This is a genomic window from Flavobacterium amnicola (assembly GCF_004122165.1).
Classification (GTDB): Bacteria; Bacteroidota; Bacteroidia; order Flavobacteriales; family Flavobacteriaceae; genus Flavobacterium; species Flavobacterium amnicola.
The window spans coordinates 23,509-38,215 of sequence record NZ_SBKO01000001.1; the positions used below are offsets into that span (position 1 = coordinate 23,509).

General features: G+C 34.2%; 19 protein-coding genes. 7 read left to right on the forward strand and 12 right to left on the reverse strand.

All coding sequences use genetic code 11. The annotated features are described in order from the left end of the window. Positions 1-30: 30 nt before the first annotated feature. The 6 genes from EQG63_RS00110 to rpmH form a co-directional block, all read right to left on the reverse strand. Positions 31-999, reverse strand: coding sequence for a type I phosphomannose isomerase catalytic subunit (locus tag EQG63_RS00110; protein WP_129433012.1), 969 nt, complete (start codon positions 997-999; stop codon positions 31-33). Then, a complete protein-coding gene (locus EQG63_RS00115; RefSeq protein WP_129433014.1) occupies positions 999-1,460 on the reverse strand; it encodes a peroxiredoxin in 462 nt (153 codons plus the stop codon). The genes EQG63_RS00110 and EQG63_RS00115 overlap by 1 nt, the downstream gene beginning before the upstream one ends. Next, positions 1,460-1,870 carry a 6-carboxytetrahydropterin synthase gene (locus EQG63_RS00120; protein WP_129433016.1) on the reverse strand — a complete coding sequence of 137 codons (411 nt, stop codon included), beginning with the start codon at positions 1,868-1,870 and terminating at the stop codon, positions 1,460-1,462. The genes EQG63_RS00115 and EQG63_RS00120 overlap by 1 nt, the downstream gene beginning before the upstream one ends. Further along, positions 1,867-2,394: an isopentenyl-diphosphate Delta-isomerase gene (gene idi, locus EQG63_RS00125; RefSeq protein WP_129433018.1), complete on the reverse strand. Its 528-nt coding sequence runs from the start codon at positions 2,392-2,394 to the stop codon at positions 1,867-1,869. Before idi ends, EQG63_RS00120 begins: the two co-directional genes overlap by 4 nt. An 80-nt stretch (positions 2,395-2,474) precedes the next feature. Continuing rightward, on the reverse strand, positions 2,475-5,330 hold the full coding sequence (gene carB / locus EQG63_RS00130; RefSeq protein ID WP_129433020.1) for a carbamoyl-phosphate synthase large subunit: 2,856 nt from the start codon (positions 5,328-5,330) through the stop codon (positions 2,475-2,477). 100 nt (positions 5,331-5,430) lie between these two features. Then, positions 5,431-5,592 carry a 50S ribosomal protein L34 gene (gene rpmH, locus EQG63_RS00135; protein ID WP_007136275.1) on the reverse strand — a complete coding sequence of 54 codons (162 nt, stop codon included), beginning with the start codon at positions 5,590-5,592 and terminating at the stop codon, positions 5,431-5,433. A 157-nt stretch (positions 5,593-5,749) separates the two neighbouring features. On the opposite strand from rpmH, the gene EQG63_RS00140 reads away from it, so the two are divergent. The 3 genes from EQG63_RS00140 to EQG63_RS00150 all read left to right on the forward strand — a co-directional run bounded on the left by EQG63_RS00140 (position 5,750) and on the right by EQG63_RS00150 (position 7,516). Beyond that, positions 5,750-6,265, forward strand: a complete 516-nt coding sequence (locus EQG63_RS00140; RefSeq protein WP_129433022.1) for a DUF2892 domain-containing protein — start codon at positions 5,750-5,752, stop codon at positions 6,263-6,265. A 155-nt stretch (positions 6,266-6,420) separates the two neighbouring features. Further along, positions 6,421-7,113, forward strand: coding sequence for a TlpA family protein disulfide reductase (locus tag EQG63_RS00145; RefSeq protein WP_129433024.1), 693 nt, complete (start codon positions 6,421-6,423; stop codon positions 7,111-7,113). 37 nt (positions 7,114-7,150) lie between these two features. Then, positions 7,151-7,516 carry a hypothetical protein gene (locus EQG63_RS00150; RefSeq protein ID WP_164974428.1) on the forward strand — a complete coding sequence of 122 codons (366 nt, stop codon included), beginning with the start codon at positions 7,151-7,153 and terminating at the stop codon, positions 7,514-7,516. 1 nt (position 7,517) lies between these two features. Here EQG63_RS00150 and EQG63_RS00155 read toward each other — a convergent pair whose 3' ends face one another. Genes EQG63_RS00155 through EQG63_RS00165 form a run of 3 tightly spaced genes read right to left on the reverse strand, consistent with a single transcriptional unit; the run spans position 7,518 to position 9,396 of the window. Then, positions 7,518-7,886, reverse strand: coding sequence for a sulfite exporter TauE/SafE family protein (locus EQG63_RS00155; protein ID WP_129433028.1), 369 nt, complete (start codon positions 7,884-7,886; stop codon positions 7,518-7,520). Between the two features lie 5 nt (positions 7,887-7,891). After that, positions 7,892-8,734 (reverse strand): lytic transglycosylase domain-containing protein, encoded by an 843-nt coding sequence (locus tag EQG63_RS00160; protein WP_129433030.1) that lies wholly within the window; start codon positions 8,732-8,734, stop codon positions 7,892-7,894. A 5-nt stretch (positions 8,735-8,739) separates the two neighbouring features. Next, positions 8,740-9,396, reverse strand: coding sequence for an alpha/beta fold hydrolase (locus EQG63_RS00165; protein ID WP_129433032.1), 657 nt, complete (start codon positions 9,394-9,396; stop codon positions 8,740-8,742). A gap of 156 nt (positions 9,397-9,552) precedes the next feature. Here EQG63_RS00165 and EQG63_RS00170 point away from each other — a divergent pair, with 156 nt between their 5' ends. Together EQG63_RS00170 and EQG63_RS00175 are read left to right on the forward strand one after the other, a co-directional pair. Further along, positions 9,553-9,837, forward strand: a complete 285-nt coding sequence (locus EQG63_RS00170; protein WP_129433034.1) for a GNAT family N-acetyltransferase — start codon at positions 9,553-9,555, stop codon at positions 9,835-9,837. A 36-nt stretch (positions 9,838-9,873) separates the two neighbouring features. Continuing rightward, positions 9,874-10,215 carry a hypothetical protein gene (locus tag EQG63_RS00175; protein ID WP_129433037.1) on the forward strand — a complete coding sequence of 114 codons (342 nt, stop codon included), beginning with the start codon at positions 9,874-9,876 and terminating at the stop codon, positions 10,213-10,215. 17 nt (positions 10,216-10,232) lie between these two features. Here the strand turns inward: EQG63_RS00175 and mtaB are convergent, their stop codons facing one another. Further along, entirely contained in the window at positions 10,233-11,561 is a 1,329-nt protein-coding gene (gene mtaB / locus EQG63_RS00180; protein WP_129433039.1) for a tRNA (N(6)-L-threonylcarbamoyladenosine(37)-C(2))-methylthiotransferase MtaB, read from the reverse strand. A 205-nt stretch (positions 11,562-11,766) separates the two neighbouring features. Between mtaB and EQG63_RS00185 the strand changes: the two genes are divergently transcribed. After that, positions 11,767-12,363 carry a DUF4082 domain-containing protein gene (locus EQG63_RS00185; protein WP_129433042.1) on the forward strand — a complete coding sequence of 199 codons (597 nt, stop codon included), beginning with the start codon at positions 11,767-11,769 and terminating at the stop codon, positions 12,361-12,363. 36 nt (positions 12,364-12,399) lie between these two features. Here the strand turns inward: EQG63_RS00185 and EQG63_RS00190 are convergent, their stop codons facing one another. Both EQG63_RS00190 and EQG63_RS00195 read right to left on the reverse strand, forming a co-directional pair. Next, positions 12,400-13,575: a GlmU family protein gene (locus tag EQG63_RS00190; RefSeq protein ID WP_129433044.1), complete on the reverse strand. Its 1,176-nt coding sequence runs from the start codon at positions 13,573-13,575 to the stop codon at positions 12,400-12,402. A gap of 120 nt (positions 13,576-13,695) precedes the next feature. Beyond that, positions 13,696-13,947, reverse strand: a complete 252-nt coding sequence (locus EQG63_RS00195; RefSeq protein WP_129433046.1) for a type B 50S ribosomal protein L31 — start codon at positions 13,945-13,947, stop codon at positions 13,696-13,698. A gap of 219 nt (positions 13,948-14,166) precedes the next feature. Here EQG63_RS00195 and EQG63_RS00200 point away from each other — a divergent pair, with 219 nt between their 5' ends. Further along, entirely contained in the window at positions 14,167-14,706 is a 540-nt protein-coding gene (locus EQG63_RS00200; protein ID WP_129433048.1) for a DUF4199 domain-containing protein, read from the forward strand. Position 14,707 lies beyond the last annotated feature (1 nt).

Here is a 14,707-nt window from a genome sequence, read left to right on the forward strand (position 1 = left end):
CAAAATTACAACTATTCTTTTTATTTAGCACTATGAAATAGTTATTTCTAGCAACATGGCTTGACCAACTATTTGGTAATCAGAAATTATTGCCGGCAACAAAACCGTATCTCCCTTTGTAAACGATTGCTCTTGCTGATTATACACAATAGAAAAATCACCTTCCGTACACATGTAAACCATGAATGAATCTCCATTATTGTGTTTTTTAACCTTACCTTCAAGAGGCAAAACTCGAGTTGTAAAATAAGGGCATTCCACTACATCATTCGATTGATTGCTTAGCGTTGAATAAGCAACTTGTGTCTGCACTTTTTTATAGTTAATGGCCTCTAAAGCCATGTCAATGTGCAATTCTCTGGTTTTTCCTTGAGCATCTTTACGATCAAAATCATATAGACGATAAGTAATATCTGAAGTTTGTTGGATTTCTGCAATCACCGTTCCTGCACCAATAGCATGCACTGTTCCTGTTTCTAAGAAAAAAACATCGCCTTTTTTAACTGGAATTTCGTTTAATATAGAAACTAAAGATTTATCATTTAAATGTTTTAAATAATCTTCCGGAGAGGAATCTTCTTTAAAGCCAACAATTAACTTTGCTCCTTCATCTGCTTGCATTACATACCACATCTCTGTTTTCCCGAAGGAATTGTGTCGCTTTTTGGCTAAAGTATCATTGGGATGCAATTGAATGGACAAGTCTTCCTTTGCATCTAAGAACTTAAACAACAATGGAAATTGATTACCGAATTGTCGGTGTACTTTTTCTCCTAAAATTTCTATCGGATATTTCTCCAGTAAATCTAACAATGATTTACCTTGTAAAAATCCATTTTTCACAATACTTATATCGCCTTCCACAGAAGACAACTCCCAACTTTCACCAATAGTTTCGTTGGGAATATTTTTGTTTAACAGAGATTTTAACTTGTTTCCACCCCAAATTCTATCTTTGAAAATAGGCTCAAAAAGTAATGGATATAATTCTAACTTCATTACAGCAAACTTTTAACTTTTTCAACCGTTTTATCAAGATGGTTTGTCGCGTTCATGTCGTCAAAAACCATTTGAATAATCCCTTTTTTATCTACTACATACGTCACACGACCAGGTAATAATCCCATCATATTACTTTTGACTCCAAATAATTTCCGAAGGGATTTATCTGCGTCGGAAAGCAAAATGAAAGGCAAATCATACTTACTTGCAAATTTTTTATGAGCTGGCACACTATCACCACTTATACCAATAACTTCAGCTCCAATAGCTTTAAATTCTTCGTATTGATCGCGTAAAAAACAGGCTTGTTTAGTACAACCTGGCGTATCATCTTTTGGGTAAAAATAAATCACCAATACTTTCTTTTCTAATACCGATTGAATATAAAAATCATTTCCATTTTGATCTTTGGCACCAAACAACGGTAACCTATCTCCTATTTTAAGTCCTTCTTGCATTATTCTCCTTTATAGGTTACAAAATTACGAGGTGTCTCATATAAGGTCACTTCTAGATGATTTTCAGAAGCGATTCTTTTTCTAATTTTATTCCAAATTACGACCACTATATTTTCGGCAGTAGGGTTCAAATCAAAAAAATCTGGCACGTCAAGATTTAGATTTTTATGATCAAAAGGCGTTTCTACTTCTTCAAAAATTATAGTTGACAAATCCTTAATATCGATTACATAACCGGTTTCCGGATTGATTTTCCCAGTAACACTGACAATTACTTCATAATTATGACCGTGAAAATTAGGATTATTGCATTTCCCGAAAACACTATGATTTTGCTCATCTGTCCAATCTTTACGATACAAACGATGTGCAGCATTAAAATGAGCCTTTCTACTTACGGTTACTCTCATAATTTGTGGTCTTCTAAGAAATGATAAAACTCTTCGAAAATAATTTTAAACCAAACCGTGTAAATTTCTGGGTGAATTTCCATATCCGATTTTACATCTTCAATAGCCATCCATTTCCAACTCTCCACCTCCTCATCATTTATTTTTGGATCACCATTAAAGTAACCAATCATAACATGATCCAGTTCGTGTTCAGTTAAACCATTATCAAACGGAGCTTTGTAAATAAAATGAAAAAGTTCCTTTAATTCGGTTACAAAACCCATTTCTTCTTGTAAACGACGCGTTCCGGCTTGAATATTCGTTTCTCCTTCGCGTTGATGACTGCAACACGTATTGGTCCATAACAATGGGGAATGATATTTATGATGCGCGCGTTGCTGCAACATAATTTGGTTATTATCATTCAATACAAAAACGGAAAAAGCACGATGTAGCATAGCTTTTTCGTGCGCTTCCAATTTTGGCATTAAGCCTATTTGTTCGTCTTTTTCGTTTACTAAAATTACCTTTTCTTCTGACATTACTTTTAATTACTGGGTAAAAATACAAAAAAAGTAACGAATCAAATCGATAAAAAAGTCTTCGGAATAGGATATTTATTTTACTTCGTTAAATACATTTTTCTTCTTGCATATAAATCGTAAAACTGATCGTCTTTCAAATCGTCTATGAATAAAATACTTTCTCCGGTAGATTTCATCTCAGGCCCTAAAGCTTTGTTTACATTCGGAAACTTACTAAATGAGAAGACTGGCTGTTTGATGGCATATCCATTCAGTTTAGGATTGAAAGTGAAATCGGTGACTTTATTTTTACCCAACATTACTTTCGTAGCATAATTCACATAAGGTTCTCCATACGCTTTTGCAATGAAAGGTACTGTTCTAGAAGCTCTTGGATTAGCCTCGATTATATATACGGTATCGTCTTTTATGGCAAACTGAATATTGATCAAACCAACTGTTTTTAAAGCCACTGCAATTTTTTTGGTGTGGTCTTTAATTTGTTGCATCACAAATTCACCTAAATTAAATGGCGGTAAAGTTGCATTAGAATCGCCTGAATGCACCCCACAAGGCTCAATATGCTCCATAATTCCGATGATGTAGACATTGCCATCTGCATCGCAAATTGCATCGGCTTCCGCTTCAATCGCACCATCTAAATAATGGTCTAGTAATAATTTATTTCCTGGAATTGATTTTAACAAATCGATTACATGCTCTTCTAATTCTTGTTTGTTGATAACAATTTTCATCCCTTGACCACCCAACACATACGAAGGACGTACTAATAATGGAAAATCTAAGGTATCTGCAAGTTTTGTAGCTTCTTCAGCGCTTTCAGCAATTCCGAATTTTGGAAAAGGAATTTTTAAATCGGTTAACAATTCCGAAAAACGACCTCTATCTTCCGCTAAATCTAAGGCATCAAAAGAAGTTCCTAAGATTTTAATTCCGTATTTGTTTAATTTTTCGGCTAATTTCAGAGCGGTTTGACCACCTAACTGTACGATTACACCTTCTGGTTTTTCATGTTGAATGATATCATAAATATGTTCCCAAAAAACAGGTTCGAAATACAACTTATCGGCCGTATCAAAATCGGTTGAAACCGTTTCTGGATTACAATTAATCATGATGGTTTCGAAGCCACATTCTTTGGCTGCTAAAACCCCGTGCACACAAGAGTAATCGAACTCAATTCCTTGTCCAATTCTATTGGGTCCAGAACCCAAAACAATTACTTTTTTCTTATCAGACACACTACTTTCATTGTGTACATATCGCGTTCCGTCAGCTTTCTCAATTTCAGCTTCAAAAGTTGAGTAATAATAAGGCGTTTGCGCTTTAAATTCGGCCGCACACGTATCTACTAATTTGTATACACGTTGAATGTTCATTTCATCGCGTAATTTATGCACTTGACTTTCCAAACAGCCCATCATGTGAGCAATTTGACGGTCTCCGTATCCTTTTTGTTTGGCTTCCAGTAATAATTCTTTTGGTAAAGAATCTACTTTATATTTTGAAATTTCTCTCTCTAAGTGGAATAATTCTTCGTATTGCTTTAAGAACCACATGTCGATTTTTGTAATTTCATGAATTCTACTCAACGGAATTCCCATCGCGATAGCATCATAAATCACAAAAACACGATCCCAACTCGCAAAGGTTAGTTTTTCGATGATTTGCTCATAGTTCTTGTATCCTTTCCCATCAGCCCCTAAACCATTTCGTTTAATCTCTAAAGATTGCGTGGCTTTGTGCAAGGCTTCTTGGAATGAACGTCCAATTCCCATTACTTCTCCCACTGATTTCATCTGCAATCCTAACGTTCTATCAGAACCTTCGAATTTATCGAAATTCCAACGTGGTATTTTTACGATTACGTAATCTAAAGTCGGCTCAAATAAAGCAGAAGTGGATTTTGTAATTTGATTTTGCAACTCATCTAAGTTATAGCCTAAAGCCAATTTCGAAGCAATCTTTGCAATCGGATAACCCGTTGCTTTAGAAGCCAATGCTGAAGAACGCGATACACGAGGATTGATTTCAATCGCTACAATATCTTCTTTTTCGTCAGGTGAAACGGCAAATTGTACGTTACAACCACCCGCAAAATTTCCGATAGAACGCATCATTAAGATGGCCATATCACGCATTTTTTGGAATGTTGTATCCGAAAGTGTCATTGCCGGCGCTACTGTAATCGAATCTCCCGTATGAATTCCCATCGGATCCATATTTTCAATCGTACAGATGATGACCACGTTGTCGTTACTATCGCGTAATAATTCTAATTCGTATTCCTTCCAACCCATCAATGCTTTGTCAATTAAAACTTCGTGAATTGGCGATGCTTCTAAACCATAAGTCAAAGCAGCATCAAAATCTTCTTTTTTATAAATAATGGCAGCTCCCGTTCCACCCAAAGTAAACGAAGGACGAATTACCAGTGGAAACCCAAACTCTTGCTCAATTTCTTTTCCTTTTAAGAAAGAATTAGCCGTTTTAGCAGGCGCTTGAGGAACACCAATTTTATTTAATAAATTTTTAAATTGCTCTCTGTCTTCCGTAATATTAATCGCGTTGATATCTACCCCAATTAATCGTACGTTAAAATCTTTCCAAATTCCTTTTTCATCTGCCTCAATACATAAATTTAAAGCGGTTTGTCCTCCCATGGTAGGCAAAACAGCATCAATTTGCGGATGCGCTTTTAGAATTTCGATGATTGATTTGGTTGTCAGTGGTTTTAGGTATACATGATCGGCCATAGTAGGATCCGTCATGATAGTTGCTGGGTTGGAATTGATAAGAATAACTTCAATTCCTTCTTCTCTTAAAGAACGTGCAGATTGTGATCCTGCGTAATCAAATTCGCAGGCTTGACCAATTACGATAGGTCCTGATCCAATAATTAAAACCGATTTAATTGAATTGTCTTTTGGCATTGTAGTGTGTTGTTGTTGTTTGTATTATTTGGCGAAAAGGTATAAAAAAAAGGCGATACTGAATAGTAACGCCTTTAATATGTTTAGAAAAAGTCAAACATTATTTTTTGTGTCTTGGTTCGCAAGAAACAGTTAATTTATGTCTTCCTTTAGCTCTACGACGAGCAAGCACTTTTCTTCCATTTGCAGAAGCCATTCTGTCCATAAAACCGTGCTTATTTCTTCTTTTTCTTTTCGATGGTTGAAACGTTCTCTTACTCATAACTTGGTATCTTTAAAATCTTGTATAAATATCTATCAAATAGGTTTCTGTAAAACCGAGTGCAAATATACAATCATTTTTTTTTCTTGCAAGTAGTTTTATAAAATAATTTTAATTCCTTTTACTATATTTGCAACTCAATACAAAAACACATAAAATGTTTCACAGAAATATCAAGCTAGTAATCGCTGCATTATTAATAATTACAGGCATTTGGCAATTTACGGAAAGTAATATCGGGAACGGTATTTTCTTAATCCTTTTGGCAATTATTCCTATATTTTTATACTTCAAAAACGAATATATCTTATTAGCATTCTTAAAACTAAGAAGTCAAGACTTCCCAGGTGCGAAGAAATGGCTAGATAAAATTGCGAATCCCGAAACTGCTTTAGTTCAAAAACAACAAGGATATTACAACTACCTTAATGGATTAATGGTTTCCCAAACCAATTTAAATCAAGCAGAGAAATTCTTTAAAAAAGCCATTAGCTTAGGATTGAGTATGGATCAGGATTTAGCATTGGCAAAATTAAATCTTGCTGGAATTGCTATGAGTCGTCGAAGAAAAATTGAAGCTACCAATTTATTAAATGAAGCTAAAAAATTGGACAAACACAACATGTTAAAAGAGCAAATCACGATGATGAAAGATCAGTTGAAAAAAATATAACTCACTGTTTTACAAGTAAATAAAAACAAAAAGCTGTGCGAAAAGTACAGCTTTTTTTATGCAAAAATGTCGTTCATCGAGAATTTTACTTGTTTGTCGGGTTAATTTTTTACATTTAGTAGGTAAGCATACTTTTGATCCCAATAAAAGAAGTTATGAAAGCAACACTTACTTACATAGGACTAATTGTTACAACTTTAGTATTTTCTCAAAATACGGAAGACAGTTTTCCTAATGCCATAAAAAAGCATATTAAAGAATATAACAAACAAAGTGATTTAGCATTCAAAGAAAACGAAACCGTTAAAGCACAAGTATTATTTGATTCTTTAGTTTCGAATTATCTTATCGGAACTCAATTTCAGGATTACACTTTAAAAAGCTTCGAAAAAAAGAAAACCAAACTGAGCAAGTTTAAAAAACCAGTTTTCATATTAACCTATGCTTCTTGGTGCGTTCCTAGTAAAGGTGAATTTCAAGCCCTGAACAAATTGGCGCAAAAATTTTCAAAAGACGTAAAATTTGTCATTCTTTTTTGGGACAAAAAACATTCGATTAAAAAAATTGCCCAAAAGTTTAATCACAATATTACCATTTGTTATGCTCATGAAACCTATAAAAATGATGCGCTTATCGTATCCCATTTAAAACATACTCTAGGATTCCCTACTTCTTATTTTCTCGATGAAAATCTTAAAGTCGTAAACATTAAAAGAGGTGGCGCTCAGCCTAACCGAAAAAGTTCCTTTGTTCAAGCCTACACTATGAACTATAATGCTTTCAGAGATGGTTTAGGAAGTTTACTCATTGGAAAAAACATCAAAGACGAACAACTTACTACAAATTAAAAATAAAGCATATCTATTTATGTGCTACCTTTAATTCATGGTAAACAAGAATATTCCCTTTTCATTTATTTTTGACTATCTCATTTCTTTAGATCTAAAAATCAAACCCATGTTTGGCATGTGGTCCATTTATGTAGAGGATAAAATCATGCTTATCTTAAGGCAACGAGATAAAAACCCGCAATCAAACGGTATTTGGGTGGCCACTCATAAAGAATTTCATCAGAGCCTGAAAAAAGATATTTCAGCTTTGACATCAATTGCTTCAGAAGAAAAGGAATGGTTATTGATTTCTGAAGAAAATAAAGATTTTGAAACTTCTGTAAGAAATCTTTGCAACCTCATGTTAAATAAGGATTTACGAATTGGGAGAATTCCCAAACCGAAGAAACAGAAAAAGTAAGTTATTTTTCCAATAACATTTTACCAGCAATAATAATTAGGACGATGCTAAATATTTTTTTAAGCATTTTTTGATCCAAGCTTAAAGCCAATTTACTCCCAAAATAAGTTCCTACAACAAAAAACACCGCTATAACCGCCGCATATTTCCAGTTAATATAACCTTCTTTATAGTAATTAAACACCGCAATCGCCGTTACAGGCACTACTAAAACAGCCAAACTTGTTCCTTGTGCTTGATGTTGACTAAACCCTAACAACAACACCAACATGGGCACCATTATAATGCCACCTCCAACACCTACTAAACCACTAAGCATTCCTGCTAATAGTCCTATAATAAGTAACAATACGATTGTAGTCATGCTCATAGTTTTCATTTTATTGGTAGCTCTATTATATATTTTTTCTTATCTGGATTATCTAATTTTCGATCACGCAACCACGGATTGTAAATTTTTAATTCCTTATAATTAACTCCTTGCGTTTTAGCAAAAGTAGTCAAATTTGTAATGGCACTGTCGATTTCAATTTTTCGGGTTGGAACATTCTCATACAAAGCCTCTTTTGGAATTGAAAAACCATACTTCTCAGCATTTTTCATTATCTCTTTTAATGCTAAAATTCTAAAAACATATCGAAACGTTTCATCTGTTAGTAACAAATCATAGTAGTTGGTTGTCTCTTGGAATTCAATTTGCTTTTGCAAACCCGACATGCCTCCGTTATAAGAAGCTGCAGCCATGGTCCAAGAACCAAACTTTTCTTTGGCTTTTATCAAATAATCACAAGCCGCTTGTGTCGACTTTTCAAGATGGTAGCGTTCGTCAACTGTTTCGGTTACTTCCATTCCTTTTTCGCGAGCCGTTTGAGGCATAAATTGCCAAAAACCTTTGGCTCCGGCACTTGAAGTAGCATTCGTAAGCGAACTTTCAATTACTGCTAAATACTTAAAATCATCTGGAACATTGTTTTTCGCCAAAATAGGTTCAATGATTGGAAAAAATTTATTGGCTCGCTTCATTATCAATATAGTGGAGCCATGTAAATTTTCATTCACCACTAATTCCCGATCAAAACGTTCTTTAACATCCGGTATATGTAATGGTGTTTCTTCTCCGCAAAAATCAATTTTCTCTGGTAAAAATTCTACAACTTTAGCACTTAAAAACACTAAAGACACTACTACAACCGATACTATACTTATTACTTTCTTCATTCTGTTTATTTCAATATTATTTCAGGCAAATTACTGTTGAACCATCGGAAACGATTCAAAATCATAATATGCGTACCTTCTTTTACTTGTATAAATTCTTTGATATTCTTTGACGGAAAAACTTCATCAGCATCCCCGTGAATATGAATTACCTTTTCATCCATTTCAACTCTATCCCAACAAACTACTTGCTCTATCGCCCAATCCAAATAGTTTTTATCGCGCATGGTCATATACTTTTCATACAACTTGACCCTTTGCTTAATTAAATCCCCAAATGCATACTTCGCTAAAGCTTCCACATTTTGTGCCAAACTCGTGGGCAAAATTTTATAGGCTTTGGTTGTTTTGGCAATTTTCATTCGGCGTGGTAATTCTTTATTGCTTTTCACGCTCGAAATTATGATTACTTTCTTAGGATTCACAAATTGTGCCATTTCCTGAACCAGAATTCCACCAAACGAAACTCCAATTAAAACAGGATTTTCATGCGTAATCTTTTCAGCCATTCGTTTGGCATAGTGTTCCAAGGTTTCCTTCTTTTCAGGCAAGACCCACTCGAGTAAATGCATTTCAAACAGTTCTTCCGACAACTTAATTCGTTCAAAGATAGCAGAACTTGCCGCCATTCCTGGCATAAAATAAACATGGATTTTTGACATTATCGGGTCAGATTACTTTTATTCAATAAATTTTCACGAAATTTGCATAAAAATAAGTATTTCCAATTTGAATGAATTGAACTTTACCTAAAATTATCAATTTTTTAAGAATCGCTTTTGGCATTCACCAAAATATTCACGGCTCGAAATACTAACATGGAAATTAAAGACAATACTTTTTCAAGACAATTTGAAACTTTTGCTGACGATAAATTAATCACGTTGGAATATTCTTTTCAAGAGAAAAAAATATTTTTAACGCGATTGAACACGCCAGAAAACTTTGATGATGAAGAATTTATTTCAGATTTATTAAAAAATGTAATGGCCATCGCCTTGGAGCGAAAGTTAAAAGTCGTTCCAATTTTCCCAAAAGTGGCTGCCTTTTTTAAAAAAAATCCGGTTTACAGAGAATTACTTCCACCGGGAATTAGGATATAACTCAAAAGTTCTTTCATAATTTCCTATTTTTATGGAATGAACACAGAAGCAAACAAAATTAAAATCTTAGAATTTTTTGAAGAAATTCAGAAATATTACGAATCTAAAGTTGAAATCACCGAAGGTTTATGCACTTCTAGTGGTGATTTTTCTGCCGAAAAAACCACCTGGAATTTATTCGAATTTAATTTAGTCCGTTCTGCCTATCGAAATAATGGCGCGCGCTTCATGATGGAAGGCGATGGTTTTTATTACGAATTGGACGCCCATGCGATTCTATCATTAAACCAACCCGGTAGACATAAATTTGAATTTGTAGAGCAACTCGGTGAAAGTGTTTTTAGAATTACAAAACTTCGCTTTCATTATAAATATTAAAAGTGAATTTTAAATATTTACACAGAAACATTTAAAAATTCCATTCTTACACTTCCATCTTCGTCAATTTTTGTCAAATTGATTTCATGTAAAGTATTGACTAATTCTGGATTCCAAGGCGTTTTTACTTTGACATAATTTTCGGTAAAGCCGTGAATATAGCCTTCTTTATTTTCCCCTTCAAACAAAACGGTTCTATTGGTTCCAATTTGACTTTCATAAAAAGCACGACGTTTTTTTACTGATAATCCACGTAACATTTTACTTCTTTTGGCACGAACATTCCCAGGAACCACACCATCCATAGCAGCAGCTTCAGTATTGTCTCTTTCTGAATAGGTAAATACGTGTAAATAGGAAATATCCAAAGTATTCAGGAAATTATACGTTTCTAAAAACAATTCATCCGTTTCACCTGGAAAACCAACAATCACATCTACACCAATACAAGCGTGCGGCATGACTTCGCGAATTTTGGTCACGCGATCAAAATACAATTCACGTAAATAACGGCGTTTCATTTTTTTCAGAATCTCATTAGAGCCTGATTGTAATGGAATATGAAAATGCGGTACAAAAGTGCGACTTTGCGACACAAAATCGATGGTTTCGTTTTTTAATAAATTGGGTTCGATCGAAGAAATGCGCAAACGTTCAATACCGTCTACCTCATCCAACGCTTTGACCAAATCTAGAAAAGTATGTTCGTGTTTTTTGTTTCCAAACTCTCCTTTTCCGTAATCGCCAATATTCACACCCGTTAATACAATTTCTTTAATTCCTTTGGCAGAAATTTCAGCAGCATTTTGCAATACATTTTGCATCGTATCACTTCGAGAAATTCCACGAGCTAATGGAATAGTACAATACGTACATTTATAATCACATCCGTCCTGCACTTTCAAAAAAGCACGAGTTCGATCTCCAATGGAATAACTTCCGACATAAAAATCGGCTTCTTCAATTTCACAAGAATGCACCTCACCCATGTCATTTTTGGACAAGTCATTCAAATAATCGGTAATTTTAAATTTTTCGGTAGCACCCAAAACCAAATCAACTCCATCAACTGCCGCTAATTCTTCTGGTTTTAGTTGCGCATAACAACCCACGGCAGCGACAAACGCTTTATCGTTGAGTTTCATGGCTTTTTTTACAATTTGCTTGAATTGCTTGTCGGCGTTTTCAGTTACCGAACAAGTATTGATAACATAAATATCAGCCACTTCTTCAAAGTCTACACGATCGAAACCTTCGTCTTTAAAATTACGGGCAATGGTAGAAGTTTCTGAGAAATTCAGTTTACAGCCTAAAGTATAAAAGGCTACTTTTTTGTTGTTTTCCATATAAGTGCTCAATTAATGAAATCGTTGTCAAAAAATTGAGAGTGCAAATCTAAGAATATTATTTTTATCACCATTTTAGGTTAGAAAAAAAAATAAAAATAATTAGACAAACTACCTACGTCGATTTAAAAAGTCGTTGGTAGATTTGTGCTTTTTTGAGAGGATAATACGTATACATTTGCTCAAAATTATAAAAACAAACACTATGAAAAAACTAATTTTAAACGCTATTTTATTAGCAACGATTTTTGCAGGAAACATATCTTGCAGCAATGATGATGATGCTTCATCAACGCCAACACCAATTGTTTTCCCAGAGGAAAATCCATTGAAAACGTATATTACAAAAACAGAATTTAGCACTACCACTAATTATGTAAATTCAGGTAATTACGAGTTCGGAATGCGTTTCAAGCCCACTGTAAACGGAACGATAAATAAACTATTTGTAAAAATCCCAGACGCACAAACAAATGTAAGAATCACTATTTGGGACGTTTCCGAAGGAATTATTTACAGAACTGAAAAAATTGCATCTGTAACGGCAGATGTAATGGCTTCTAAATCTATATCTCCACTTGCATTAAAGAAAGGCAAAGAGTATATGATTACTTACAATTCTAATGATTGGTACAACAGAAAAAAAGCTGACAGTTCTCCTGCAACGTATCCAATAACCGCTGGAAATATTTCCATCACAGGTTACGGATGGGTTTCTGGAACAGCACAAACCTACCCAACTAATTTTGAAACAACATATTATGCTGGGGATTTGAGCTTTGCATTTCAACCCACTTTATAATATTAAAAAAGGGAGATAGTATTATCTCCCTTTTTTTTACTCTTTTCTATATTTTTTAGTTTCTTCAAAAACGTGTTCTAAGATTTTAGCATCTTCTTCTGTAAAATCAACTTGACGACGCGCCATTACAATTTTAGCGGTTTGAAAAGCTTTACTGGTCATATAAGTAGTAAATCCAGAAGCACCGCCCCAAGAAAAACTTGGCACAAAATTACGAGGAAAACCAGAACCAAAAATATTGGTAGAAACACCAACAACAGTTCCTGTATTGAACATGGTATTGATTCCGCATTTGCTATGATCGCCCATCATTAGTCCACAAAATTGCAACCCGGTCTTGGCAAAACCTTCCGTTTCATAGCTCCATAATTTTACTTCTTCGTAATTATTTTTTAGGTTAGAATTATTACTGTCTGCGCCAATGTTACACCACTCACCCAATACCGAATTTCCTAAAAATCCGTCATGTCCTTTATTCGAATAACCAAATAATACCGAGTTGTTCACTTCTCCCCCAATTACGGAATGCGGACCAACGGTCGTTGCTCCATATACTTTGGATGCTAATTTCACACGACCACTTTCGCAAAGTGCAAAAGGTCCACGAATAACAGATCCTTCCATAATTTCAGCATTTTTACCGATATAAATGGGACCTGTAGCGGCATTTAAAGTGACAAATTCCAATTTGGCACCTTCTTCAATAAAAATATTTTCAGATGACAGCACATTTACCGATTTAGGAATTGGTTGTGAATTTCTTCCTTCGGTAATCAATTCAAAATCTTCCCGTAACGCTATATCGTTTTTAGCAAAAATATCCCAGGTATTTTCAATACGAATACAATCTTCCGTAAATTCGATAATATCATAGGTGTCGAAATCAACCTCTTCTTGATTTTCTTTGCTGTAAAAAGCAATCACTTCATCGTTACAGAATATGGCTTGATTGGCTTCCAAACTTTTAATCATCTCCGCCAATATATCATTTGGTAAAAAGGAAGCATTAATCATTACATTTTCTTCCATTTCCACCATTGGATATTTTTCCATCAAATACTCTTCTGTCAAAGTGGTGGTGGTATAACCCAAATGTTTTTCCCATTTTTCACGGATGGTCAAAATTCCAACGCGAATATCGGCAACAGGTCGGGTAAACGTAAAAGGAAGTAAGGCATTGCGAACGGTTCCGTCAAATAATATATAGTTCATTTTTAAAGTCGCTAAGTTTCTGAGTCGCTAAGTTACAAAGTTTGACCCAAAAACCACAAAACCAAAATAAAAAAAGCCTCTCCGATTGGAAAGGCTTTCGTATCAAAATAAAAACAGCGATTATTTGCTGAATTTAGCGTATTTGTTTTTGAATTTATCAATACGTCCTGCAGTATCAATAAGTTTCGATTTACCTGTGTAAAAAGGGTGAGACGTTCTAGAAATCTCCATTTTGAATACTGGGTACTCAACACCTTCGTGCATGATAGTTTCTTTAGTTTCTACTGTTGATTTAGTGATAAAAACATCCTCGTTTGACATGTCTTTAAAAGCAACTAATCTGTAATTTTCTGGGTGAATTCCTTTTTTCATAATAAATCTTTTTATGTTTTGCTACGCTGGGTCTTGATGCTTTCCTGATAAAAAGGTATCGACTTACTGTAACTTTTGTTGTATTTCTTTTTAATTCAGGGTGCAAATTTACAACTATTTTTTAATAATCAAACAATTATGTAACTTTTTTTGTGTTTTTACAACTAACCGCATAACTTTAATTATTATTATATTTGCAACTTAAAACAAACTAAAAACATGGAAAGCAAAACAGCAACAAAAAAATTTGGATTAGACAATGGTATCTACTACGGATTAGCAATGATTTTATCTTTTGTAATAGTATATGCACTAAATATAGATTTGGTTGAAAATCCTTTCATCGGAACAATTTCAAGTGTTTTAAGCTATTTTGTTTTTCCTATTTTATTTATATGGTTAGCTATTTCAGGGTTTAAAAAAGCCAACAGTGGCTTTGCTTCTTTTGGAGAATGCCTAAAAACAGGTGTTACTGTGGCTTTTGTGGCTTCGGTATTATTAGCTGTTTTTTCATTAATCTTCAACTTGGTTTTCCCTGAGTATCTTGACGAAATGATGAATCAAACACGAAAAATCATGATGAAACAAAATCCAAGCCTGACTTCCGAACAAATTGACGCCAGTTTGGTTATGGTTAAGAAATTCTCGTCACCCATGTTTTCAATTCCGATGACTATTTTAATGATAACATTTGTTGGATTAATCTATTCGTTAGTGATTGGAGCAATTTTAAAAAATGAAAGACCTCAATTTAACTAAT